Source organism: Paenirhizobium cremeum, from assembly GCF_022884085.1.
Classification (GTDB): Bacteria; Pseudomonadota; Alphaproteobacteria; order Rhizobiales; family Rhizobiaceae; genus Allorhizobium; species Allorhizobium cremeum.
In genome coordinates, this window is sequence record NZ_JAGGCS010000003.1 from 377702 (window position 1) to 400333 (window position 22632).

Genomic DNA, 22632 nt, shown 5'->3' on the forward strand with positions numbered 1-22632 from the left:
ATGTGGCGCACGATATCCCTTCATGTCAGCGCGGTCGCACTTGCGGTCTTCTTCCCGCCAGGCATCGCAGAAGCGCAATCCGCGGAAACGAAGGGCAACTGCAGTCCCGTCATCGATCGGACCGGCGGAAACGTTACCGTGAAGTGCGGCAAGGCCGATGTCGAGGTCGAGTTCCTGATTGGCGTTCTCAAGCAGGAGTGTGAAACTTTCTCCGAACAGTTGGAGCGTTGGGGAAAAGATATCGAGGAGTGGCGGGGACAGATTCGGATCGCGCTCTTTCCACGCTTCAGTAACACCATCGTTGCCGATATTCGCGACAACAAGGCCACGATCTATGAGTACGACAAAGCCGATTTCATCAAGATCTATCGGACCGCGGTGGACATCGATAATCTTTACAACATCGCCTACTCATATCGCGACGAGATCGCCAGAATGGACATCTATATCAGCAGCCCGGAGATGAAATATCTTCGCTCGGTAGCAACCGTCTGCGCCTGGGCCGGTGTCGTTATAGATGTCGAAACCTGGCGGAAGACCTATATCAGGAGTTGAATTCCGCTTCGTTGGGAGTGGTCTGAGGAACGGCCGGTGTTGACTTATAGTCCGGTATGACGAGGCCGCCTGAAATCAGCAGCTTGGCCCCCTCCTCCGGCGTCATGTCGAGCATCTTGATCTTGTCGCGTGGCACGAACATCAGGAAACCTGCAGTCGGCACCGGTGTTGGCGGCAGGAAGACGGCAACCATCTCAACGCCGTCCTCGTTCAGCTTTGCGGCGATTTCTCCCTGGGCATCGGTCGCGATGAACACGAGCGCCCACATGCCCGGGCTCGGAAACTCGATCAGGCCGACCTTCTTGAACGAGGACGACTGGTCCTTCAGCACGCTTTCGAAGATCTGCTTGACACTCTTATAGATGGTGCGGACGAGCGGCGTGCGATGGAAGATCTGCTCGCCGAAATCGACGATCGACCGGCCGATCAGGTTCTTGCCGAGAAAGCCGATCAGCGTGATGACGACCAGCGCGATCAGCAGGCCGAGCCCCGGTACCGCGAATTTCAGGTAGCTTTCCGGGTTGTAGCGCTCGGGGATATAGGGCTTCACCCAGCTGTCCGCCCAGTGGATGAAGGTCCAGGTCAGCCAGATGGTGATCGTCACCGGCGCGCAGATGATGAGGCCGGTCAGGAAATTGTTTCTGAGCCGCGTTGCGACGGAGATGCGGTCGGAAGTCTCGTTCATCGCTCGCTGTCTATGTTGCGTCGCCGTAAAATCCCGGATGGAAGGCGACAATGCCGGAGGGTACTGGCCCACGCAAGGGCAATGCCAGTAAATATTCCGGTGAAACCCCCTCCACTTTCAGGGTCGGGCAGGAAGCAAAGCCGAAGCGCTTGTAATAGTCGGGATAGCCGACAAGGATGCAGCCTCGGGCATTGAGCGCCTTCAGGCGCCGCAGTCCTTCGTTGATAAGGGCAGAGCCGATGCCCTGTCTCTGTCGATCGGGTTTTACCGACACCGGTCCGAGCCCGTACCAGCCGGGCGCGCCGCTCGGGAACGTCACCGGCGAAAAGGCGACATGACCGACGATCTCGCCGGCCTCCTCTGCAACCAGGGAAACCGTCAGGGCACGGGCGGTGCGCAGCCGCTCGATGATCTGTGGCTCCGTCTGGTCGCTGTAGGGCATGTCGGCAAAGGCAGCCGCGGTGACGTCCCCGATTGCAGCTTCGTCACCGACCGCCTCGTCCCGGATCATCATTCCACGGTGACCGACTTGGCGAGATTGCGTGGCTGGTCGACGTCGGTCCCCATGAAGACCGCCGTGTGATAGGCAAGCAACTGGATCGGCAGGGCGAAAACCATCGGCGAGATGATCTCTGCGACGTTGGGCAGCACGATGGTCGCCATGGTCTCAAGCTTGGAGGCTGCCGCCCCCTTCTCGTCGGTGATGAAGATGATCCGGCCACCGCGGGCCGCCACTTCCTGCATGTTGGAAACCGTCTTCTCGAAGAAGCGGTCGTAGGGCGCGATCACGATCACCGGCATGTTTTCGTCGATCAGCGCGATCGGGCCATGCTTCAGTTCCCCGGCCGCATAGCCCTCGGCGTGGATATAGGAGATTTCCTTGAGTTTCAGCGCGCCTTCCATGGCGAGCGGGAAGCTCGTGCCGCGGCCGAGATAGAGCACATCCTTGAACTTTGACAGGTCGCGGGCGAGGCTTTCCATCTGCGGTTGGATGCTGTTCAGCACCTGGCTCATGATGCGCGGCATCTCGGAGAGGCTCTTGACCAGTTGCTTCTCTTCCTCAGGCGAAACGGTGCCGCGCGCCTTGCCGGCGGCAATTGCAAGCGAGGCGAGCACGGCGAGCTGGCAGGTGAAGGCCTTGGTCGAGGCGACGCCGATTTCCGGGCCGGCGAGGATCGGGAAGATCGCATCGGATTCCCGGGCGATGGTCGATTCCTTGACGTTGACGATCGCGCCGATCTTCAGGCCCTGCTCGTGGCAGTAGCGCAAGGAAGCGAGCGTATCCGCGGTCTCGCCGGACTGCGAGATGAACAGCGCCGCCTGATCCTTGTAGAGCGGCATTTCGCGGTAACGGAATTCGGAGGCGACGTCGATCTCCACTGGCAGGCGGGCATAATGTTCGAACCAGTACTTGCCGACGAGGCCCGAGAGATAGGCCGTGCCGCAGGCCGAAACGGCAAGCCCGCGCAGGGACTTGAAGTCGATGGCCGCATCGACCGGCTTTACCGTGTGGCCGTGGAAGTCGACATAGTTCGAAAGCGCGTGGGAGATCACTTCCGGCTGTTCGTAGATTTCCTTTTCCATGAAATGCCGGTGGTTGCCCTTGTCGACGACGAAAGCGGTCGCCTGCGAGATCTGGTGCGGGCGTTCGACCGGATTGCCGGCGAAGTCGATGATCTCGGCGCCATTCCGGTGCAGGATCGCGCAGTCGCCATCGACCAGATAGGCGATCTCGTTGGTGAAGGGAGCAAGCGCAATGGCGTCGGAGCCGAGGAACATCTCGCCCTTGCCGAAGCCGACCGCCAGCGGAGGTCCGAAACGCGCTGCCATGATCGTGTCGGGATCGTCGGCGAACATCACGACCAGCGCATAGGCGCCGGTGACGTGGTTCAGCATCGCAAGCATCGCCGCACGGTTGTCGAGACCCTGCCGGCGGTACTTCGCGATCAGTTGGGCGACGACTTCCGTATCGGTCTGGGTGGAGAACACGGCGCCGTCGGCGATCAGTTCGTCCTTGAGTTCGGAGAAATTCTCGATGATGCCGTTGTGCACGACGGCGACGCCATCGACGAAATGCGGATGGGCATTGGTTTCGTTCGGCACGCCATGGGTCGCCCAGCGGGTGTGAGCGATACCGATGGTGCCGGGGAGCGGTTCGCCATCGAGCTTCTTTTCGAGATTGAAGAGCTTGCCCTCGGCCCGGCGGCGCTCCATCACGCCGTTGTCGATGGTCGCGACGCCGGCGGAATCATAACCGCGATATTCGAGCCGCTTCAGCGCATCGACGAGGCGTTCCGCAACCGGCTGGTTACCGACAATACCGACAATACCGCACATAGATTTCTCCGTCTGGGTGAACTCGTGCGCCAGTCCTATCGCTTTTCGCGATTTCCGCAATCGGACCGGCGGTCACATTCGGTTTCGCTGCGTTACGCAACCGCAGCATTTAGGATTTGCCGGCACGGGCGGCCTTCAGTGCCTGATTGCGTTCGCGGATCGCCTTGGCGCGTTCCGGCTTGATTTCCTGCCGGGCGCGTCCGAGCGCCAGCGCATCGGCCGGAACGTCCTCGGTAATGACGCTGCCGGAGGCGACGAACGCATCGTCCCCGACGGATACGGGCGCCACCAGAGCCGAGTTGGAGCCGATGAAGGCGCGCGCCCCGATATGGGTCTCGTGCTTGTTGATGCCGTCGTAGTTGCAGGTGATCGTGCCGGCGCCGATATTGGCGTCCGCACCGACCGTCGCGTCGCCGATATAGGTCAGGTGATTGACCTTGGCGCCCTTGCCGATCTCGGCCTTCTTCACCTCGCAGAAATTGCCGACCTTGGAGCCTTCCGCCAGATTGGCGCCGGGCCTCAGGCGCGCAAAGGGTCCGACCGATGCGCCGGCCGCCACATGGGCGCCCTCGATATGCGAAAAGGCATGGATGACCGCGCCCCCCTCGATCACCACGCCGGGCCCGAAGACGACGTTCGGCTCGATCAGGGCATCCTGTCCGATCACCGTGTCGTACGAGAGGAAAACGGTTTCCGGCGCGATCATCGAAACGCCGGAAATCATCAGTTCATGCCGGCGACGTTCCTGCCACAGGCGTTCGATGGCAGCGAGTTCCGCGCGATTGTTGCAGCCGGTCAGCTCGGCCTCCGGTGCGTCGACGGCGACCGTGCGGCCGCCAAGCGCGCGGGCGATTTCAACGATATCGGTCAGGTAATATTCACCTTTGGCGTTGGCATTGCCGATCCGCGAAAGAAGATCGAGCGCCTTCTTGCCGTCGATTGCCATCAGTCCGCTGTTGCACCATGTGACGGCGCGCTCTTCCTCGCTCGCATCCTTTTCCTCGCGGATGGCGACGAGCTCGCCGTTTTCGACGAGGAGACGGCCATAGCCGGTCGGCCTGTCGGTGTGGAAGCCGATGACGGCGACGTCGTTGCCCTTCGCCAGCGCCTCGCGCGCGGCGATCAGCGGTGCGGCGGTAATCAGCGGCACATCGCCATAGGCGACGAGGATATCGTCATAGCCGCGGAAAATCGCCTCGCGAGCCGCCAGCACCGCATGACCGGTGCCGAGCCGCTCCGTCTGGACGAAGGGCGTGACGTCGACGCCGGAGACGCTCGCGGCCTTCGCAACCTTTTCCGCATCGCGGCCGACGACGAGAGCGACGTCCGCGATACCCGAAGCGGCGATGGTGGCCATCACATGGGCGATCATCGGCCGGCCCGCCACCGGATGCAGCACCTTCGACATCGAGGACTTCATGCGGGTGCTTTCGCCTGCGGCGAGGATGACGGCGAGACAGCTGCGGCTCATGGTTGCTCCGGCAAGGTTCCGATTCAGGAAATTGTTGTTCGGCCCGGTACATAGCAGCAAGGCTTCACCGGAACAAAGAACAAAAAGGGCGCCGCAGGACGGCGCCCTTTTCAAAAATCATTGCGGCTTGAAATTATTGCGGCAGCTTGTCGTCGACGCCTTCGACATAGAAGTTCATGCCGAGCAGCGTGCCGTCATCGGCTTTCTCGCCTTCCTTCAGCCACGGCGTGCCGTCCTGCTTGTCGATCGGGCCGGTGAACGGATGCAGTTCGCCCGACTTGATCTTGGCTTCGGTCGCTTCGGCAAGCGCCTTCACGTCATCCGGCATGTTGGTGTACGGCGCCATCGTCAGGATACCGTCCTTCAGCCCGTCCCAGCTCTGCTGCGTCTTCCAGGTGCCGTCGAGAAGCGCCTGGGTGCGCTTGATGTAATAGGAGGCCCAGGTGTCCTTGATCGCGGTCAGCTGGGTGTTCGGACCGGCGGCGATCATATCGGAAGCCTGGCCGAAGGCCTTGATGCCGCGCTCCTGTGCAACCTGCATCGGGGCGGTGGTGTCGGTGTGCTGGGTCAGGATGTCGACGCCCTGGTCGATGAGAGCCTTGGCGGCGTCAGCCTCCTTGCCCGGGTCGAACCATGTGTTGGCCCAGATGACCTTCATCTTGAAGTTCGGGTTGACCGACTTGGCGCCAAGTTCGAAGGCGTTGATGCCCATCACGACTTCCGGGATCGGGAAGGAGGCGATGTAGCCTGCGAGGCCCTTTTCGGACACCTTGCCGGCGATGACGCCCTGAATGTAGCGACCTTCATAGAAGCGGGAATTGTAGGTTGCGACGTTGTCGGCGGTCTTGAAGCCGGTTGCGTGCTCGAACTTCACGTCGGGGAACTTGGCGGCGACCTTGATGGTCGCGTCCATGAAGCCAAAGGACGTGGTGAAGATCAGCTTGCAGTCGGAACGGGCGAGACGCTCGATGGCGCGCTCGGCGTCCGGGCCTTCCGGAACGCTTTCGAGGAACGGCGTGTCGATCTTGTCGCCGAAGTGAGCCTGCAGCTCCTGCCGGGCGATGTCATGCGCCTGCGTCCAGCCGCCGTCGGTCTTGGTGCCGACATAGACAAAGCAGACCTTGGTCTTGTCTTCCGCTGCGGCGGTGCCGGCGAGACCGCCGAGCGCGGCGGTCGTGGCAGCCAGTGCCAGAAACAGTTTCTTCATGATAACCCCTATCCTGGTTTGTTGATTTTGTTGAACTTTACCGATCCGGCACGAAAGGCTTGCCAAGCGAGGCCGGTGTGTTGATGAGCGTCGTGCGCCGATTATGGGAAATTATAATCAGGACGACAATGGTCGCTGCATAGGGCAGCGCCGAGAGAAACTGCGAGGGTAAACCAATGCCGAATGCCTGCGCATGCAATTGCCCGATCGTGACGGCGCCGAAGAGATAGCCGCCGGCCAGCAGCCGCCAGGGCCGCCAGGAGGCGAAGACCACCAGCGCGAGCGCGATCCAGCCGCGTCCTGCGGACATGTTCTCCACCCATTGGGGCGTATAGACGAGCGAAAGTTGCGCGCCGGCGAGACCCGCGCAGGCGCCGCCAAACATGACGGCGAGATAGCGGGTACGGATCACATGGATGCCGAGCGTATGCGCCGAGGCGTGATTGTCGCCGATGGCGCGCAGCTTGAGCCCCGCCCGCGTCGCGAACAGGAACCAATTGACCCCGACGACCAGCAAAATCGACAGGTAGAAGATCAGGTCCTGCTTGAACAGCAGCGGTCCGAGGAAGGGAATGTCGGCAAGCAGCGGAATGGTGATCGACTGCAGCTTGACGCCCGGCACGCCGACGAAGCTCTCGCCCAGCATGCCCGAGACGCCGAGGCCCAGAATGGTCAGCGCAAGGCCGGTTGCCACCTGGTTGGCGACAAGCGTGAGCGTCAGGAAACCGAAGAACAGCGAGAAGACGGCACCCGAAGCGATTCCGGCGACAATGCCGAGAAACGGGGAACCGGTTGTGTGGGCGGCTGCAAAGGCACAGACCGCGCCGATAATCATCATCCCCTCGACGCCGAGGTTGAGCACGCCCGAGCGTTCGGTGACGAGTTCGCCGAGTGCGGCGATGACCAGAGGCGTTGAGGCGGTGATGACGGTGAGGAGGATGGCTTCCAGAATCATCATGCACCTTTGCCGATCACAGACCGGGCCTTGGACGCCACGATCCGGATCTTGTAGTGGATCAGCGTGTCGCAGGAGAGCACGAAGAACAGCAGCAGCCCCTGGAAGACGCGGGTCACCTTGTCGGACACCCCGATCGAAAGCTGAGCCCCCTCGCCGCCGAGATAGGTCAGGGCCAGCACGAGGCCGGCAGCGATGATGCCGAGCGGATTGAGCCTGCCGAGGAAAGCGACGATGATCGCCGTGAAACCGTAGCCCGGCGAAATCGACGGCTGCAGGTGTCCGATGGAACCGGAGACCTCGGAAATCCCGGCAAGTCCGGCAAAGGCGCCCGAAAGCAGCATCGAGAACCAGACCATGCCGCGGGACGAGAAGCCGGCGAAGCGCCCTGCCCGTTCCGACTGTCCGAGCACCACGACCTGAAAACCCTTCAGCGTGTAGCGCATCATGAACCAGATGCCGACGGCGGCAATGATGGCGAAGGCAAAGCCCCAATGGGCGCGGCCGGAGGCAAGCATCTCGGGGAGCACGGCTTCCGTCACGAAGCTGCGGCTCTGGGGAAAGTTGTAGCCCTGCGGGTCGCGCCACGCGCCGCGCACCAGCCAATCGAGGAAGAGCTGCGCGATATAGACCAGCATCAGGCTGGTCAGGATCTCGTTGGTGTTGAATCGGGTCTTCAAGAGCGCCGGAATGGCGGCGTAAAGCGCGCCGCCGAGTGCCCCCATCGCCATCATCAGCGGCAGGAGCAGAGGCGAGTGCCATTCGTAGAAGACGACCGGAAGGAACGAACCGGTGATCGCGCCGATGGTGAACTGCCCTTCCGCGCCGATGTTCCAGTTGTTCGAGCGATAACAGATCGATAGCCCAACGGCGATCAGGATCAGCGGACCGGCCTTGATCGCAAGCTCGTGCAGCGACCAGACCTCGAGCAGCGGCTCGATGAAGAAGCTGTAGAGCGCCGATACCGGGTCCTTGCCCAGCAGCGCGAACATCACGCCCCCGAAGAACACCGTCAGAACCAGCGCCAGCAGCGGCGAGACGATGGCGAAGAGACCCGACATGCGGGCGCGCTTTTCGAGTTCAATGCGCATCGGCGGTCTCCAGCCCGTGCATGCCGCCCATCAGCAGGCCGATCTTTTCGCGTGTCATCGTTGCCGCCGGATAGGCCTCGGACAGCTTGCCCTCGGAAATGGCGGCAATGCTCGTCGCCACTTCGAAGATCTCGTCGAGATCCTGGCTGATGACCACCACGGCGGAGCCAGAGCGGGCAAGATTGACGATCGCCTGCCGGATGCGGCTGGCCGCCCCTGCATCCACGCCCCAGGTCGGCTGGTTGACCACCAGGACCGCCGGCTGCCGGTCGAGTTCGCGACCGACGATGAATTTCTGCAGGTTGCCGCCGGAAAGCGAACCGGCGGCCGGATCGACGCCGCTCTTGCGTACATCCATCGCCTCGGAAATCCGCTGCGCCGCCTTGCGAACCGTGTCGTGGCGGATGAGCTTCAACGCTCCCCCGGCGAGAAAGGCCTGGGCGTCGGAACGATTGCGCGCAAGCAGCAGGTTGTCCGACAGCGAAAGCGCCGGAACCGCGGCATGGCCGTGACGCTCCTCGGGAACGAAGCCGGCGCCCATCAGCCTGCGCGCCGAGATGCCGAGCCGCCCGACCGCCCGGTCACGAATCCGGACAGCCTCGTTGTCATCGACCGCGTGCTCGCCCGAAAGCGCGTCGAAAAGCTCGCCCTGACCGTTGCCGGCGACACCCGCGATCGCCAGCACCTCGCCGGCTCTGACCCTGAGGGATACGTCCTTGAGCGCCATCGCAAAGGGTGTGCGCGGGCTGACCGACAGGTGCCGTGTCTCCAGCAGCACTTCGCCGGTCGGCGTGTCGTCGTCGCGATGCACGCCGGCCACCTCCGAACCCACCATCATGCGGGCAAGCGAGGCTGGCGTCTCCGCGCGCGGATCGCACTGGCCCGTCACCTTGCCATGGCGCAGAACCGTGGCGCCGTCGCAGATGCGCTGAACCTCTTCCAGCCTGTGGCTGATATAAAGCACCGAGCGCCCTTCGGCCTTGAGCTTGAACAGGGTTTCGAACAGCTTGTCGGCTTCCTGCGGGGTGAGGACCGATGTGGGCTCGTCGAGAATAATCAGCCGTGGGTTCTGCAGAAGCGCGCGCACGATCTCGATGCGCTGGCGTTCGCCCACGGAGAGATCGGCCACATGGGCCTCAGGGTCGAGCGGCAGGCCATAGGCCGTGGAAAGCTCGGCGGCCTTCTTCGAGATTTCCGAAATCGATACGGCTTCGTCGAGCGCCAGCGCGATGTTTTCCGCGACCGTCAGCGCCTCGAACAGCGAAAAATGCTGGAAGACCATGCCGATGCCGAGCTTGCGGGCGGCAGCCGGAGACGGGATGGAGACTTGCTCGCCCTGCCAGGAAATCGTGCCGGCGGATGGTGCGAGAATGCCGAACAGCATCTTGACCAGGGTCGATTTGCCGGCGCCGTTTTCGCCGAGCAGCGCATGGATTTCGCCGCGGCGGATATTCAGGTCGATGCCGTTGCAAGCGGTGAAGCTGCCGAACAGTTTGGTAAGCCCCTGCACTGCAAGAAGCGAATCGGCCGCCGTCATGTCGGTATTCGACACGTGTCCCCCTTGTTATTGTCGCCGGATCTTGTCCCTGGTCCGGATCGATGCCGTCATATTGATAACGCGTTTGCCGCGTCCGGCAACTGATGTCGCAGACTTTTTAGGTTTTTTTGCACTGCATTATCGGTGCTTGATGCGCCGGCTGCCGAGAGCCGGGAAGAGCTGCAGCACGCCGCCGATGCAATAGAGGTAGAGGCCGGACGCGGAGAAGGCGATCTTCAGCCAGAACGGCGTCTGGAAATGCAGGAGCAGCGCATAGATCCCGAGCGCGCTCCACAAGAGGAACAGGCCGAGATTGAGAGGGCGCAGACGCTCGACACGCACCGGATGCAGGAAGTGGATCGGCAGGAAGGTCAGGATGACGGAGATCGTCACGATGATGAGCGCGGTATTGGCATCCGCATCTATGACGAAGAGGGTGAAGATGACCATGTTCCAGACGACCGGAAAGCCCGAGAAGAAGTACTCGTCCGTCTTCATGCCGGTATCCGCATAATAGATCGCGCTCGACACGACGATCATGCCCGCCGCGAGGAAGGACCAGGGTTCCCCGATCATGCCGCTCTGGTAGAGCGCGAACGCCGGCAGGAGAACATAGGTGACGTAGTCGATGATATTGTCCAGAGTGTCGCCGGACCAGTTCGGCAGCACGTCCTTGACGCGCACCTTGCGGGCGATCGGCCCGTCGATGCCATCGACGAGAAGCGCAAGGCCAAGCCACCAGAACATGTCGACGAATCGCTGTTCGGCTGCGGCAACGACACCGAGGAACGCGAGGAAGGAGCCCGATGCTGTCAGGATATGGACGGAGAAGGCACGGATTTCGGCATAAGGAACCCGCCGGTAATTGAAGATCTTCATGTTCGCCGTGTCGCCCCCTTCAGACTGCGCATCGGTATCCGATGAAATCCGCGCTTTTGCAACTGCAAGCGCGTGGCCTCCTGTGTTTTGTCAAGGTTCCTCCAGCCATCCGGCGGTGCGATGCGCCAAATCGGCCCATGGATTTCGCCGGTTCACCAGACTAGAATGCATGTCGGAAGAATTGGATGCATGACATGACACATTTCGATATTGCCGTGGTGGGCGGAGGGCTCGCCGGTTCCGTTGCCGCTATCGCACTGGCACGGGCGGGACGCAGCGTCGCCCTGATTGCGCCGAAGGCGGCGGCGACCGATGGCCGCACAACGGCGCTGATGGATCAGTCGATCCGCATGATGGAGCGGCTTGGCCTGTGGGACGCAATCCGGCCGCATGCGGCAGCGCTTTCGACGATGCAGATCATCGACGGTACGAAGCGGCTTTTGCGCGCCCCGACCGTCGCCTTCCGCAGCGCGGAAATCGGGCTGGAAGCTTTTGGCTACAATATTCCCAACACTGCGTTGAACGATGTCTTGGGCAAGGCCGTGGAGGCCGAAACCCGGATCGCGGTTTTCCGTTCCATCGCAGAGGACATTGCTGTCGATGCCGACAGGGTCAGGATAGTGCTTGCCGGCGGTGAGGAACTGGAGGCCGATTTCGTTATCGGCGCCGACGGCCGCAAATCGAAGACGCGTGAGGCGGCGGGTGTCGGTGTCCGCACATGGTCCTATCCGCAGACGGCGGTGGTGCTGAATTTCGCCCACACGCTGCCGCATCAGAACACCTCGACCGAATTCCATGGCGAGAGCGGTCCTTTCACCCAGGTGCCCCTGCCCGGTTTACGCTCCAGCCTCGTCTGGGTGGTCGACCCAAAGGAGGCCGAGCGTCTGCTGGGTCTTTCCCTCGCCGCCCTTTCCGAGGCGGTCGAAACCCGCATGCAATCCATGCTGGGCAAAGTCACCGTCGAGGAAGGCGTTCAGGCCTGGCCGCTTTCCGGCATGACCGCCAATCGTTACGGCAAGGGCCGCGCGGCCTTCATCGGCGAAGCCGGCCATGCCTTTCCGCCGATCGGCGCACAGGGTCTGAACCTCAGCCTTCGCGATATCTCCACGCTTGAAGATATTCTCACGGACCGTTCTGGCGCTCGCATCGACGCCCGCGCCGGCGATCGTTTCGACGGACGTCGCAAGCTCGATGTATTGTCGCGCACGGCAAGCGTCGATCTCCTGAACCGTTCGCTTTTGTCCAGCCTGTTGCCGGTCCAGATGCTGCGCGCCACCGGCCTGCAGATCCTTGCAAGCTTCGCACCGCTCCGAAATCTGGTGATGCATGAGGGCGTTGCGCCCGGCCACAGCCTTAGCGCCTTCCCGAATTTCCTACGGGAAAAGATCCGGCGGTAAGGCGCCGGATTTGATCGCGTAGAGCAGGCCCGAGACCGACAGCACCGAAATGAGCGTCGTAATCAGGATCGTCGCCGAGGCGCGCTCCTGCCAGACGCCGTATTGCTGGCCGATCACGAAGACATTGGTGGCCGTTGGCAGCGATGCGAGCAGCACTGCGGTATAGACCCACAGTGGGTCGAAATTGCCGGCAAGGCTCAAGACGACATAGACCAGCAGCGGATGGATCAGGAGTTTGATTGGAACGATGTAGCCGAGCTCGACGGGAACGCGCTTCAGGGGCCTGAGCGCCAGCGTCACACCCATCGCGAACAAGGCGCAAGGCGCGGCCGCCTGCGCCAGATAGTCGATCAGCCGCTGCAGCGCGAGCGGCGGTTCGAACGACAGTGCGGCGGCAAGAAAACCGATGGCCGTTGCGATGATGAAAGGGTGATAGGCGATCTTCCTCGCCACATCGAGCGCCACCCGCGCGGGCCGGCGTTCCTCCCCGCCGGCAAAGGCCATCAGCGCGGGGGCAGCGATGAAATGGGCAGCGTTCTCGAAGCAGAAAATCAGCGCCACCGGCACGGCCGCCGCTTCTCCGAAAGCAAGCAACGCAAGACCGGGACCCATGTAACCGATATTGCCGTAAGCACCGGCGAGCGCCTGTACCGTGCAATCGGCGATCGAATTGCCGCGCACGAGCCTTCCGATCAGGAAGACAAGCAGGAAGATCCCGTATGTAGCGGCCATCGCGGCGGCGATGAAATCGATACGGGTCAGTTCGGAGACCGGCGTGCGCGAAACCAGCTTGAAGAACAGCGACGGCAGCGAGACATAGATGACGAAGAAGTTCAGCCAGCCGAGCGCGCCGGCTTCATGCTTCGACAGCTTTCCGGAAATATAGCCGATCAGGATCAGCCCGAAGAAGGGCAGAACCAGCGCGATGATGTCCCCCATGGCCGCCTCTCCTCCACGCCCCCGGCAAGTCGCATGCGACCTATATTGTCTGGCTTAGCCGATTTGCGAGAGGATTGGAAAGGTCTGCTGGAACCAGATCGCCAGGTTGGAGACGAAGCCGAACATGAAGGCGAGGCCCGTCAACACGAGCAGCGCGCCCATTGTCTTTTCGACGAGGCCGAGATGGCGACGAAATCGCGAGAGAAAACGCATGAAGGCGCCGGAAAAGGCGGCCGCGATCCAGAACGGCACGGCGAGACCGAGCGAATAAATGGCAAGCAGCAAGGCCCCTTCGCCCACCGTATCGCGCGAGGCGGCGACGCCGAGGATCGCCCCCAGCACCGGACCGATGCAGGGTGTCCAGCCGAAGGCGAAGGCGAGCCCCATGATATAGGCGCCCGAAAGGGTCGCCGGCTTGCCGCCGCCTGAAAAGCGCATTTCGCTCGACAGCAGTCCGATTCGGAAAAGGCCGAGGAAATTCAAACCCATGACGATGATGATGAGGCCGCCGATCTTGGAAAGGAGGTCGAGATGCTGCCGGAGCATCGTACCGATCGTCGAAGCCCCCGCCCCGAGCGCGACGAACACGGTCGCGAAGCCGAGCGTGAAGATGAAGGCGGAGAGCATGACCGCTCGCCGCGCCCGCGCATCGCCCTTGCTTGTCGCGCCGGTCCTGAACTGGTCGACGGAAATGCCCGCCATGTAGCAGAGATAAGGCGGCACCAGAGGCAGGACGCAGGGGGAAAGAAACGAAAGCGCACCGGCAAGCAAGGCACTGACGAAGGAAATCTCGGCTATGGACACGAAAGGCGGCTCCGCTGCGGGCTGTTTCCGCCCTTCCTAACGCCGCTCCGCACCGCTTGCCAATCACCTTTGCGTTCGCTGCGACAATCATGCATTTTAGCGCGTGAGAGCGCAATTTTTCGGGTTGACCCGGCGAGGTCACCTGCATATGTTCCGCCCACTTCCGCGGGGGCCTTGAAAACCCTGACTGGGAGCGCGTAGCTCAGCCGGTAGAGCAACTGACTTTTAATCAGTAGGTCCAGGGTTCGAATCCCTGCGCGCTCACCATTTCTAGACGTCCCCCCCCAATTTTTGAGGGTTTTCTAATACGATTCTTGACGTGACCGGAACCGCTGGATTATCGAGATACATCGATGATCCTCCTGGTAGGGCGGCAGTCTTGGGCATTCATACCAAACTCGGGCGTGTCGCGCGCCGCGCAGGTGTTCTTTACCGTTTTCCCTGGTCCGTCCTGTTTGGTTCGAAACCGACCGCGCACCAGTTCATCTGGCACAAATGCCCTGCTCCCTTTTGGCCCCGCAAGACTGTCGACGGGCGGCGCACCTCCATAGTCGGGCAGACATGGCGACGCTGGGACGGCACGCATTGGCTCTATCGGCGTACGGACCGTGATCTGGACGACTTCGTGGATGAGTGGCCCTAGGCATGCACCCATCAGCGCCTGATGATGAAGGCGAATTATCACGCTTTTGAGCGTTGGGAGGCGCTCTTCGATAGCCAGAAGGACGCGCCAGTACAACGGCTTGAAACAATTTGTCACCGTCGGCAGGCTTGCAAGAATATTCGATTAAAACTATCTGCTTTATCTGTTTCAATTCGCCAGGTGGTGGTATTTTCCATCTCGGTTTCATGGATTTCCGCTATGCTCACCAAAAAAGGCAAGTACGGGCTGAAGGCGCTGGTCGACCTTGCTCAGTTGGCGCCCGGCGAAACGGCCTTCGTGACCGAGATCGCCACCCGTAACAACATTCCGAAGAAGTTTCTCGACACCATTCTTCTGGAATTGCGAAACAATGGCATGCTGCGCTCCAAGAAGGGACCGAACGGTGGCTACTCCCTGTCGAAGCCGGCGAACGAGATCATGATCGGTCAGGTCATCCGGGCCCTGGACGGTCCGCTTGCGCCCATCCGCTGTGCCAGCCGCACGGCCTTTGAAGCCTGTGACGACTGTTCCGATCCGATCGGCTGTCAGGTGCGTCTGTCGATGACCGAAGTGCGCGATGCGATCGCCTCCATCCTCGACAACATGACGCTTGAACAATTCGTGAGCCGCAAAGGCAGCGACGTCGAGGACGGCGTTCTTTCGCTCTGAAAGCCGGTATCGCTTCGGACATTTTTCACGCTTTGTCAGCCGCCGGCCCGCAGCGAAACAGGAAGACTTCGGTCAAGGGCGGCCTGAAAACACCGCCCCTTGAACCGGTGTTTAGAGCGCAACCGTCAGCAACGCCACGAAGGCGACGGAACCGATAACGGCTGCAACGCCGCACATGTTGCTCCAGGTTGCCGGGAACCGGCGCGAGTCAACGCAGCGCGAACGCCTGGATTGCGTTTGTACGTAAGCCATGCTGGTCTCCAGATCAAAGAACCGGGAAAAGGCCCCAGAAGAAGATTTCGTGACGGGCCGGGCGATCCAGATCGGCATCGTCGTCGGCCGGGCTTTCCCGACGGGTCTCGGATGTCGTCTTGACCCTGTCGTCTTCTGCAGAGGACGGTGCGATCGCAGCCCCCCTGCGGGAAAGGCCGAACAGGTCGAAGGAGAAGAGTTCGATACCGTATGGCATTGCGGGATCCTCCTTGAACTCACTCGACATTGAGCTTGGTTAACAGTTTCGCAGGCAAATTCCACATGGTCAATATTTTCTACAAAATTTGTATTCTATATTGCGGCGATCCGGGAGAAAGATGATCCGCTTTGCTCCCTTTGCGCGGAATAACCGCCGGGAAGCGAAAATGTTCAACCGCATCCCTCTTCAGAAACTGGCGCTAAGCACGGCGGGCTTCCTTCCTGCCGACGAGCGATCCGGCGACGGGGTGTTCTCGCCTTTCAGGAGATCGAGAAGTTCGTAACCGGTCGGCCAGCGGCCGTAGCCGCTGCGGATATTGATATGCCCGGCATAGCCGATATCGACGAGGCCGCTGCCCCACAGTCGCGCCGTTTTCCGGGTGGTGGCGAAATCCATGTAGGGATCGTCGAGACTGCCGACCACGAGGCTCGGAAAAGGCAGTCGCCGCTGCGGCATCTCGCCGAAGTTCACGACGCAGGGGTGAAGTCGCTCCACCTCGACGAGATCGCACGGGGCGACCAGCAAGGCGCCCCTCACGCGGGAGGCAAGCGGGTTGTCGGCAAGGTTCGCGGTCAGGATACATCCGAGGCTGTGGGCGACGATCCAGACATCGTCATGCTGTGACAGCACTTCGCCGAGGCGTTCTTGCCAGCTCGCCAGATCGGGGCAGGTCCAGCTGTCCTGCTCGACGATGACGGCGCCGCGCCGGTCATGCACCCAATGCCACTGCCAGTGGCCGCCGCCGGAGCCGTTCAGCCCCGGAACAACGAGTGTCGCTTCAGTCCTGCCGCTATCCGGTACCTTCATCGTCTGGCCTTCCCGTTGGAATACCGCAGGATTATGCCGCAGCGCGAAAGCTTCGCTAAGAAAGCCCGGCCTATTGTCGATTGAATTTGTAGAAAAGCATTGCGCCTCCCCTGCCGCGCCGTCGTGGCGCCTTCCGCAGGGGCTTTACTGCGGAACGGTTCCGATCACCGCGATGATCGGTCCGAGCGGAAAGAATCGGTCCCGCCGCCCCTCCGAGGGAATGAGTGCGCTCGAAATCGTACCGTCAAGGTAGAGCGCGTTGCCGCAACCCAGTTCGTCGCGAAACAGCAAAGCGAAGCCATGAAAGTTGACGGGGTCCCGGCTGATGGCGAAATGCACCCTGCCCCCGGCGTCCACGCCCACGCCATTGCGGATCTTGCGGCTGTCGCTGTCGGGCAGGAAACGCGGATGAAGTCTGCCGTTTATCACCAGCATCGGGCCGGACTGGGTGGCATAATCGGCTTTCGGTTTCTCCCGCAGATAGGCCTGTGTCTCCAGGACGCCCGCTCGCCCGCCCGCCACATAGAACACGCCGTTCGGCAGGAGGTGGAAATTGCCCCATCCCGCCCGCGTGCTGATTGCCTGTCGCTCGATGCCGTTCTCGACGAACAGCCCAACCGGCGACAGATCGTCGTGATACATGCCGCCGTTCATGGCGAAGATCGGATAATGCCGCTCTCTCCAGAGCTGGAGCGCGAGAGAATCGAAATTGCCGTACGGCATGCCCGCGGGGTCCGAATGGTAGATCCTTAACGTCGAATCGCTCCCGAAGCTGCAGACCGTATAGCGCACGCCGTCGCGGCTGAGCCCCCTGCAGGGAGAGGAGGCGGATGCCGCCGATGCGGATACGACGGTCAAAAGCACTGAAAACCAAAGAAAAAACAGAGGCATGAAAATTTCCGCGGTGGAATGGAAGTCTCTCTTGGTCGCTTTGGCATCGGCAGGCGCCGTTTCCTGGCCGGAGCGAAGAGTGTTAACGAACGCCTTTCGCTCTTTACCTTTCATTAACCATAACTGCCAAGAATGACCATCACGCGGCATGCAGCGCCGCCTCAGCCCCCGCAGAGCGATGACTTGGCTCGGACCCTTTTTTGATGAAGGAAAAGACATGCCAGTAATTACGTTTGCCAATACCAAGGGCGGTGCCGGAAAAACCACGGCCGCACTCATTCTTGCAAGTGAACTCGCCGCTCGCGGCAATCGAGTGACCGTTTTCGATGCCGACCCGCGCGGCTGGATCAGTCGCTGGCACGCACTCGGCAACGCCAACGGCCTGCTGTCCGTAGCCCCGGTCACCGAGGAGACCATCGAGGCCGCAACCGTCAAGGCGAAGAAGCGCGGCGGCTACATCCTGATCGACCTTCCCTCGAGCCAGGACGCATTGCTGGCCAAGGCCGTCGGTCTCGCCGACCATGTGCTGATCCCGGTCCAGGGCTGCGCCATGGACGCCCAGGGCGGCGCCGAAGTGCTCGAACTCCTGAAGGCGCTCAGCGATACGTGCGAAGTCCGTATTCCCCATTCCGTCGTACTGACGCGCGTCAATGCCGCCGTCACCACCCGTGCGCTCGGCGCCGCCAAGGAATTTCTCGGTCGCCGCGGCATTCCGACGCTCTCTACCGCGCTCGCCGAGCGTGCCGCCTATCGCGACATCTTCGACAAGGGCGGGTTGTTGCATACGCTCGATTCGCGCGAGGTATCGAACCTGCACAAGGCGATTGAAAACGCCGTTTCCTTTGCCGACGAAGTTCTCGCCCAGCTTCCCCAGCGCTCCGTGCGCACCGTCAGCCGCAAGGCTCCGGCACTCAAGGCCGCCTGACGGCAAAGCCTATCCGGAAGGAAGGCGAAGCGCTTCCATGTGGAAGCGCAGTTGCGCTTCCGGATAGCGATAATGCGATCCGACCGGGCAAGCGGCGCGCGCGAGGCATCCCCTTGCCATGCAGCCCGCCTTGCCCTCGGTCGTGACGAGATGGCTACGGCAGCCGGCGACGTCGAAACGATCCCGCAAAACGGCTGTCACGGGACAGGTCGAAAGACACGGCTTGTCCGGACACGCCTCGCAGATCTCCCGATCCGATGGAGGGCGAGCCTCCCCTTCGATCTCCCCGGCAAAGCCCAGCGCGCCGCGATAGCCGTGCCAAAGCCCGTATTGCGGATGGATCAGAATGCCGAGGGGCGATGCCCTCAGCCCTTCCGCCTGCATCGCCCATTGCTGGAACGGCTGGTATGGCTGATCGGAGGGATAATAGGGCGTTGCACCGAAATGTTGGGCGATATCGCCGATAACCGCCTTCGACCAGGCATCGAGCGGATGCTCTCCTCCCCGATCCGCCTGTCTTTGCCGCCAGTTGCAAAATGCTTCCCAGAGCGATCCTCCGACATTGCCGATCAGCACCACGGCTCGTGCATGCCCGCCGCCCGAAAGCGCCGGACCGCCCTGCCCGCCGGGAAAATGCACAACGCCCCGCACATGCAGCCCGTGCTGGCCGAGCGCCGGGACCATATCGGCGAGAACGGGCGAAGGGCCGCTCATCGCGGCCCCTCGTATTTATAATGCGGCCGCCAGACCTCCTTCTGGATCATGTCGGCGACCAGCACTGACCCGCCTTGCTCCCTGGCGGAATCGGGATACCTTCAGGAGAAGGCGTCCGGCATCGAGTCCTTGCGCTTGGCGATATAGGCGAGCAATGCCTCGTCGATTGCCGGGTCGAGCGGCGGAGCCTCATAGGATTCGAGCCAGGAACGGCACAGCGCGTTGGCGCGGTCCTCGATGCGCTTGCGGCCCTCCACTTCCCATTGCTCGAACGAGTTGTTGTCGGCGAGCGCCGAACGGTAAAAGGCCGTCTGGAAATTCGCCTGCGTATGTGCGCAGCCGAGATAATGGGCACCGGGACCCACTTCGCGGATCGCGTCCATCGCCTGCCCGCTCTCGGAGAGATCGACGCCCTGTGCAAGCTTCTGCATCATGCCGAGTTGGTCCTGGTCGATCATGAACTTCTCGTAGCAGGCGGCAAGACCGCCTTCGAGCCAGCCTGCGGCGTGCAGCACGAAGTTGGCGCCGGCAAGCAGCGTCATGTTGAGCGTGTTGGCGCTTTCGTGAGCCGCCTGGGCATCCGGAACCTTGGATGCGCAGAGCGAACCGCCGGTACGGAAGGGCAGACCCATGCGCCTTGCAAGCTGGGCCGCGCCGTAGGAAACCAGCGCCGGCTCCGGCGTGCCGAAGGTCGGCGCGCCCGACTGCATCGAGATCGAGGCGGCGAAGGTGCCGAACAGCACCGGCGCGCCGGGACGGATAAGCTGGGTGAAGGACGCGCCCGCCAGCACTTCGGCAAGGATCTGCGTCAGCGTGCCGGCAACCGTGACCGGGCTCATGGCGCCGGAGAGGATGAAGGGCGAGATGACGCAGGCCTGATTGTGCCGGGCGTAGACCTTGGCTGCGCCGAGCATGGTCTCGTCATAGACCATTGGCGAGTTGGCGTTGATAAGGTTGACGAGCACCGTATTGTTCTCGACGAAATCGTCGCCGAACAGGATCTTGCACATCGCAACCGAATCCTCCGCCCGTTCCGGCGCGGTGACCGAGCCCATGAACGGCTTGTCGGAATATTTGATGTGGCTGTAGACCATGTCCAGGTGACGCTTGTTCACCGGAATGTCCACCGGTTCGCAAACCGTGCCGCCCGAATGGTGCACGGACGGCGCCATATAGGCGAGCTTCACGAAATTGCGGAAATCCTCGAGCGTCGCATAGCGGCGATTGCCGTCGAGGTCGCGAACGAAGGGCGAGCCGTAATTTGGCGCAAACACGGTGGCCTTGCCGCCGATCTGCACGCTGCGTTCCGGATTGCGGGCATGCTGGGTAAAGACGGAAGGCGCCGTCTTCAGAAGTTCGCGGCAGAGCCCCTTGGGAAAATGCACGCGCTGACCTTTCACGTCGGCTCCGGCTTGTCTCCAGAGTTCCAGCGCCTCGGCATCGTCGCGAAACTCGATGCCGATTTCCTCGAGAACGATATCGGCATTGCGCTCAATGAGCTGCAGGCCTTCCTCGTCGAGCACTTCGTAAGGCGCGATCTTGCGCGTGATGTAAGGCATGGCCGGACCGGCGCCGCCTCCGCTGCGCGATGCCCTGCGGGCGGCAGCCCCGCGTCCCTCGCCGCGAGCGCGGCGTCCTCCGCCCGATTGTGCCGTGATGTCGTCCATGTCTGTTTCCTCGCTCACGCGCTTGATGCGCTGCTTCTCACTCCCTCATTATGCTATTCAAATCCGCATGTGAAACCATCCTTAATGCGCCAAGCGCTTGCGTCTGACAGACATCGCTTTCATCGAGGCTTGTCTGGGCCCGTCGTTTTTCAGGATGGCCGCGTCGCTTTCGAAAAGAGTTTTTCGCGATATTGAGGTTTAACTTCCCTTCAGGCAGTCTGATCCGGCTGCGATCGGAATCGCGATAAAAAACCAAGCGGGAAGCACCATCATGTCCGACGACGAAATCATTCTTTCGGAACTCTCCGACGAAGAACTCGTGCAGCAGATGCACGACGACCTCTATGATGGCCTCAAGGAGGAGATCGAGGAAGCGACCCGTATCCTGCTGGATCGGGGCTGGGCACCCTACGACGTTCTCACCCAGGCGCTGGTCGAAGGCATGCGCATCGTCGGCATAGACTTCCGCGACGGTATCCTTTTCGTTCCGGAAGTGCTTCTGTCCGCCAATGCGATGAAGGCCGGCATGGCCATCCTCCGTCCGCTTCTGGCCGCCACCGGCGCGCCGAAACAGGGCAAGATGGTGATCGGCACCGTCAAGGGCGACATCCACGATATCGGCAAGAACCTCGTGGGCATGATGATGGAAGGCGCCGGCTTCGACGTCGTCGACCTCGGCATCAACAATCCTGTCGAAAACTATCTGGAAGCCATCGAGCGCGAGAAGCCGGATATCCTCGGCATGTCGGCGTTGCTCACCACGACCATGCCCTACATGAAGGTCGTGATCGACACGCTCAAGGAGAAGGGCATGCGCGACGACTACATCGTATTGGTCGGCGGCGCGCCGCTCAACGAGGAGTTCGGCAAGGCTGTCGGCGCCGACGCCTATTGCCGTGACGCCGCGATCGCGGTCGAAACGGCGAAAGAGCTCATTTCCCGCAAGCACAACAGCCTCGGCGCCCGCGTCTGAGACGCCCTCGGGCGTCAGATCCCGACATGGAAAAGCGCCGGCTGCATTGCGGCCGGCGCTTTTTGATTGGCGGCAGGCGCCTGACTGGCCACGAGCCAGGGAAATAACAGGGCAGCGTGGGCGTTCCTGCCGTTGCCGCTGTGGCACACGCCGCCCTATATAAGCGTGCGGACTGCCTTACTGGGCTGCCCTTTCGACATCCTGGCCGGCAGCCTGGGTCGCGTTGACGGCATTGGCGGTGTCCTTGCCCATCCCACGGATGGTATTGCCGCAGCCGGCAAGGGCGAGGCCTGAAACGATGAGGACGGTGGCGGCGGTCAGTGTCTTGAAGGTCATGATCGGAAGCTCCATGAAAAATGGTGATGGAACAATTGCATCGGATACCAGCGTGAAACGCGGCAAGGCGAAAAAGGTTCACGTCATCGCCTGCGGCGCAATCGCCCGGGAGATTCTTGCTGTTTCACGCCTTGGCCAGCTCGACCATCTGGAGCTTTCCTGTCTGCCCGCGATCTGGCATGCGACGCCGGAGAAGATCGCACCCGGCGTGGAGGACGCCATCGTCCAGGCCCGCGAGAACGGCGCGGAATGGATCTTTGTCGCCTATGCCGATTGCGGCACCGGCGGTCTTCTCGACAAGGTATGCGAACGTCTCGGTGTCGAGCGCCTTTCCGGACCGCACTGTTATTCATTCTTTGCCGGCAACGAGGCCTTTGCCGCCCGCTGGGAAGACGATGTGACGGCCTTTTTCCTCACCGATTTCCTCGCCCGCCAGTTCGAAGCCTTCGTCATCCAGCCGCTGGGGCTGGACCGCCATCCGGAACTGAAGGACATGTATTTCGGCAACTACACCAAGCTTGTCTATCTCTCGCAGGAAGAGGATGCGGCGCTGCAGGAAAAGGCCCGGTCCGCGGCCGATTACCTCGGCCTCGCCTATGAATACCGCTTCACCGGTTATGGCGACCTGCAGAAGGAACTGTCGGTCCTCTGAGGGAGAGGCGGAAGAGCCAGCCCCTT

General features: G+C 61.7%; 24 protein-coding genes and 1 tRNA gene. 7 read left to right on the forward strand and 18 right to left on the reverse strand.

The features are described 5' to 3' along the window. Positions 1 to 555 carry a hypothetical protein gene (locus tag J5N58_RS08365; protein ID WP_244710432.1) on the forward strand — a complete coding sequence of 185 codons (555 nt, stop codon included), beginning with the start codon at positions 1 to 3 and terminating at the stop codon, positions 553 to 555. Here the strand turns inward: J5N58_RS08365 and J5N58_RS08370 are convergent. The 9 genes from J5N58_RS08370 to pcsA all read right to left on the reverse strand — a co-directional run bounded on the left by J5N58_RS08370 (position 545) and on the right by pcsA (position 10717). Then, positions 545 to 1240 carry a DUF502 domain-containing protein gene (locus J5N58_RS08370; protein WP_244710434.1) on the reverse strand — a complete coding sequence of 232 codons (696 nt, stop codon included), beginning with the start codon at positions 1238 to 1240 and terminating at the stop codon, positions 545 to 547. The two genes, J5N58_RS08365 and J5N58_RS08370, sit on opposite strands and share 11 nt — an antisense overlap. Before the next feature lie 10 nt (positions 1241 to 1250). Continuing rightward, on the reverse strand, positions 1251 to 1754 hold the full coding sequence (locus tag J5N58_RS08375; protein ID WP_244710436.1) for a GNAT family N-acetyltransferase: 504 nt from the start codon (positions 1752 to 1754) through the stop codon (positions 1251 to 1253). Beyond that, positions 1751 to 3577 carry a glutamine--fructose-6-phosphate transaminase (isomerizing) gene (gene glmS, locus J5N58_RS08380; protein WP_113438210.1) on the reverse strand — a complete coding sequence of 609 codons (1827 nt, stop codon included), beginning with the start codon at positions 3575 to 3577 and terminating at the stop codon, positions 1751 to 1753. Before glmS ends, J5N58_RS08375 begins: the two co-directional genes overlap by 4 nt. Positions 3578 to 3686: 109 nt before the next feature. Then, positions 3687 to 5048 (reverse strand): bifunctional UDP-N-acetylglucosamine diphosphorylase/glucosamine-1-phosphate N-acetyltransferase GlmU, encoded by a 1362-nt coding sequence (glmU, locus tag J5N58_RS08385; protein WP_244710438.1) that lies wholly within the window; start codon positions 5046 to 5048, stop codon positions 3687 to 3689. A 133-nt stretch (positions 5049 to 5181) separates the two neighbouring features. Beyond that, entirely contained in the window at positions 5182 to 6255 is a 1074-nt protein-coding gene (locus J5N58_RS08390) for a BMP family ABC transporter substrate-binding protein (protein ID WP_244710440.1), read from the reverse strand. A gap of 37 nt (positions 6256 to 6292) precedes the next feature. Then, positions 6293 to 7213, reverse strand: coding sequence for an ABC transporter permease (locus J5N58_RS08395; protein ID WP_244710442.1), 921 nt, complete (start codon positions 7211 to 7213; stop codon positions 6293 to 6295). Further along, positions 7210 to 8301, reverse strand: a complete 1092-nt coding sequence (locus J5N58_RS08400) for an ABC transporter permease (protein ID WP_112831427.1) — start codon at positions 8299 to 8301, stop codon at positions 7210 to 7212. Before J5N58_RS08400 ends, J5N58_RS08395 begins: the two co-directional genes overlap by 4 nt. Then, the gene (locus tag J5N58_RS08405) at positions 8291 to 9838 is read right to left on the reverse strand and encodes an ABC transporter ATP-binding protein (RefSeq protein ID WP_113341049.1); all 1548 of its coding nucleotides are present in this window, start codon (positions 9836 to 9838) and stop codon (positions 8291 to 8293) included. Before J5N58_RS08405 ends, J5N58_RS08400 begins: the two co-directional genes overlap by 11 nt. Before the next feature lie 138 nt (positions 9839 to 9976). Then, positions 9977 to 10717 (reverse strand): phosphatidylcholine synthase, encoded by a 741-nt coding sequence (gene pcsA, locus J5N58_RS08410; RefSeq protein WP_113439014.1) that lies wholly within the window; start codon positions 10715 to 10717, stop codon positions 9977 to 9979. 194 nt (positions 10718 to 10911) lie between these two features. On the opposite strand from pcsA, the gene J5N58_RS08415 reads away from it, so the two are divergent. Next, complete coding sequence (locus J5N58_RS08415) at positions 10912 to 12114, forward strand: UbiH/UbiF family hydroxylase (protein ID WP_244710444.1); 1203 nt, start codon at positions 10912 to 10914, stop codon at positions 12112 to 12114. Here J5N58_RS08415 and J5N58_RS08420 read toward each other — a convergent pair. Further along, positions 12091 to 13053 carry an AEC family transporter gene (locus tag J5N58_RS08420; RefSeq protein WP_244710446.1) on the reverse strand — a complete coding sequence of 321 codons (963 nt, stop codon included), beginning with the start codon at positions 13051 to 13053 and terminating at the stop codon, positions 12091 to 12093. The two genes, J5N58_RS08415 and J5N58_RS08420, sit on opposite strands and share 24 nt — an antisense overlap. A gap of 54 nt (positions 13054 to 13107) precedes the next feature. Next, complete coding sequence (locus J5N58_RS08425) at positions 13108 to 13857, reverse strand: cytochrome c biogenesis CcdA family protein (protein ID WP_113438205.1); 750 nt, start codon at positions 13855 to 13857, stop codon at positions 13108 to 13110. 191 nt (positions 13858 to 14048) lie between these two features. Here J5N58_RS08425 and J5N58_RS08430 point away from each other — a divergent pair. Both J5N58_RS08430 and J5N58_RS08435 read left to right on the forward strand, forming a co-directional pair. Further along, positions 14049 to 14124 (forward strand) — tRNA-Lys (locus tag J5N58_RS08430). Between the two features lie 595 nt (positions 14125 to 14719). Continuing rightward, positions 14720 to 15169, forward strand: a complete 450-nt coding sequence (locus tag J5N58_RS08435) for an RrF2 family transcriptional regulator (protein WP_112831412.1) — start codon at positions 14720 to 14722, stop codon at positions 15167 to 15169. A gap of 111 nt (positions 15170 to 15280) precedes the next feature. Here the strand turns inward: J5N58_RS08435 and J5N58_RS08440 are convergent, their stop codons facing one another. From J5N58_RS08440 to J5N58_RS08455, 4 genes are all read right to left on the reverse strand, one after another. Continuing rightward, positions 15281 to 15421 (reverse strand): hypothetical protein, encoded by a 141-nt coding sequence (locus J5N58_RS08440; RefSeq protein WP_162708384.1) that lies wholly within the window; start codon positions 15419 to 15421, stop codon positions 15281 to 15283. 13 nt (positions 15422 to 15434) lie between these two features. Beyond that, on the reverse strand, positions 15435 to 15638 hold the full coding sequence (locus tag J5N58_RS08445) for a hypothetical protein (RefSeq protein ID WP_112831411.1): 204 nt from the start codon (positions 15636 to 15638) through the stop codon (positions 15435 to 15437). Between the two features lie 189 nt (positions 15639 to 15827). Then, the gene (locus tag J5N58_RS08450) at positions 15828 to 16448 is read right to left on the reverse strand and encodes an RBBP9/YdeN family alpha/beta hydrolase (protein WP_112831410.1); all 621 of its coding nucleotides are present in this window, start codon (positions 16446 to 16448) and stop codon (positions 15828 to 15830) included. 144 nt (positions 16449 to 16592) lie between these two features. Then, the gene (locus J5N58_RS08455) at positions 16593 to 17339 is read right to left on the reverse strand and encodes a phosphodiester glycosidase family protein (protein WP_113443777.1); all 747 of its coding nucleotides are present in this window, start codon (positions 17337 to 17339) and stop codon (positions 16593 to 16595) included. Positions 17340 to 17556: 217 nt separating this feature from the next. Here J5N58_RS08455 and J5N58_RS08460 point away from each other — a divergent pair, with 217 nt between their 5' ends. Continuing rightward, entirely contained in the window at positions 17557 to 18264 is a 708-nt protein-coding gene (locus J5N58_RS08460; RefSeq protein ID WP_113443757.1) for a ParA family protein, read from the forward strand. A gap of 9 nt (positions 18265 to 18273) precedes the next feature. Here J5N58_RS08460 and J5N58_RS08465 read toward each other — a convergent pair whose 3' ends face one another. Both J5N58_RS08465 and J5N58_RS08470 read right to left on the reverse strand, forming a co-directional pair. Continuing rightward, positions 18274 to 18978: a ferredoxin family protein gene (locus tag J5N58_RS08465; protein WP_113443756.1), complete on the reverse strand. Its 705-nt coding sequence runs from the start codon at positions 18976 to 18978 to the stop codon at positions 18274 to 18276. A gap of 101 nt (positions 18979 to 19079) precedes the next feature. Next, positions 19080 to 20645, reverse strand: a complete 1566-nt coding sequence (locus tag J5N58_RS08470; protein ID WP_112831407.1) for a trimethylamine methyltransferase family protein — start codon at positions 20643 to 20645, stop codon at positions 19080 to 19082. A gap of 271 nt (positions 20646 to 20916) precedes the next feature. Between J5N58_RS08470 and J5N58_RS08475 the strand changes: the two genes are divergently transcribed. Beyond that, positions 20917 to 21618: a corrinoid protein gene (locus J5N58_RS08475; RefSeq protein WP_112831406.1), complete on the forward strand. Its 702-nt coding sequence runs from the start codon at positions 20917 to 20919 to the stop codon at positions 21616 to 21618. A gap of 177 nt (positions 21619 to 21795) precedes the next feature. Here the strand turns inward: J5N58_RS08475 and J5N58_RS08480 are convergent, their stop codons facing one another. Continuing rightward, positions 21796 to 21954: an entericidin domain-containing protein gene (locus J5N58_RS08480; RefSeq protein ID WP_244710449.1), complete on the reverse strand. Its 159-nt coding sequence runs from the start codon at positions 21952 to 21954 to the stop codon at positions 21796 to 21798. Positions 21955 to 21967: 13 nt separating this feature from the next. Here J5N58_RS08480 and J5N58_RS08485 point away from each other — a divergent pair, with 13 nt between their 5' ends. Further along, positions 21968 to 22606, forward strand: coding sequence for a DUF1638 domain-containing protein (locus J5N58_RS08485; RefSeq protein WP_280520001.1), 639 nt, complete (start codon positions 21968 to 21970; stop codon positions 22604 to 22606). Positions 22607 to 22632: the final 26 nt, after the last annotated feature.

Bases quoted from the DNA above. Each gene is read 5' to 3' on its own strand.
- glmU (WP_244710438.1), bottom strand. From the start codon at position 5,048: ATGAGCCGCAGCTGTCTCGCCGTCATCCTCGCCGCAGGCGAAAGCACC.
- glmS (WP_113438210.1), bottom strand. From the start codon at position 3,577: ATGTGCGGTATTGTCGGTATTGTCGGTAACCAGCCGGTTGCGGAACGC.
- J5N58_RS08480 (WP_244710449.1), bottom strand. From the start codon at position 21,954: ATGACCTTCAAGACACTGACCGCCGCCACCGTCCTCATCGTTTCAGGC.
- J5N58_RS08405 (WP_113341049.1), bottom strand. From the start codon at position 9,838: ATGACGGCGGCCGATTCGCTTCTTGCAGTGCAGGGGCTTACCAAACTG.
- J5N58_RS08420 (WP_244710446.1), bottom strand. From the start codon at position 13,053: ATGGGGGACATCATCGCGCTGGTTCTGCCCTTCTTCGGGCTGATCCTG.
- J5N58_RS08400 (WP_112831427.1), bottom strand. From the start codon at position 8,301: ATGCGCATTGAACTCGAAAAGCGCGCCCGCATGTCGGGTCTCTTCGCC.
- J5N58_RS08475 (WP_112831406.1), top strand. From the start codon at position 20,917: ATGTCCGACGACGAAATCATTCTTTCGGAACTCTCCGACGAAGAACTC.
- J5N58_RS08395 (WP_244710442.1), bottom strand. From the start codon at position 7,213: ATGATGATTCTGGAAGCCATCCTCCTCACCGTCATCACCGCCTCAACG.
- J5N58_RS08485 (WP_280520001.1), top strand. From the start codon at position 21,968: ATGAAAAATGGTGATGGAACAATTGCATCGGATACCAGCGTGAAACGC.
- pcsA (WP_113439014.1), bottom strand. From the start codon at position 10,717: ATGAAGATCTTCAATTACCGGCGGGTTCCTTATGCCGAAATCCGTGCC.
- J5N58_RS08465 (WP_113443756.1), bottom strand. From the start codon at position 18,978: ATGAGCGGCCCTTCGCCCGTTCTCGCCGATATGGTCCCGGCGCTCGGC.
- J5N58_RS08450 (WP_112831410.1), bottom strand. From the start codon at position 16,448: ATGAAGGTACCGGATAGCGGCAGGACTGAAGCGACACTCGTTGTTCCG.
- J5N58_RS08390 (WP_244710440.1), bottom strand. From the start codon at position 6,255: ATGAAGAAACTGTTTCTGGCACTGGCTGCCACGACCGCCGCGCTCGGC.
- J5N58_RS08470 (WP_112831407.1), bottom strand. From the start codon at position 20,645: ATGGACGACATCACGGCACAATCGGGCGGAGGACGCCGCGCTCGCGGC.
- J5N58_RS08440 (WP_162708384.1), bottom strand. From the start codon at position 15,421: ATGGCTTACGTACAAACGCAATCCAGGCGTTCGCGCTGCGTTGACTCG.
- J5N58_RS08415 (WP_244710444.1), top strand. From the start codon at position 10,912: ATGACACATTTCGATATTGCCGTGGTGGGCGGAGGGCTCGCCGGTTCC.
- J5N58_RS08365 (WP_244710432.1), top strand. From the start codon at position 1: ATGTGGCGCACGATATCCCTTCATGTCAGCGCGGTCGCACTTGCGGTC.
- J5N58_RS08460 (WP_113443757.1), top strand. From the start codon at position 17,557: ATGCCAGTAATTACGTTTGCCAATACCAAGGGCGGTGCCGGAAAAACC.
- J5N58_RS08370 (WP_244710434.1), bottom strand. From the start codon at position 1,240: ATGAACGAGACTTCCGACCGCATCTCCGTCGCAACGCGGCTCAGAAAC.
- J5N58_RS08435 (WP_112831412.1), top strand. From the start codon at position 14,720: ATGCTCACCAAAAAAGGCAAGTACGGGCTGAAGGCGCTGGTCGACCTT.
- J5N58_RS08455 (WP_113443777.1), bottom strand. From the start codon at position 17,339: ATGCCTCTGTTTTTTCTTTGGTTTTCAGTGCTTTTGACCGTCGTATCC.
- J5N58_RS08375 (WP_244710436.1), bottom strand. From the start codon at position 1,754: ATGATGATCCGGGACGAGGCGGTCGGTGACGAAGCTGCAATCGGGGAC.
- J5N58_RS08445 (WP_112831411.1), bottom strand. From the start codon at position 15,638: ATGCCATACGGTATCGAACTCTTCTCCTTCGACCTGTTCGGCCTTTCC.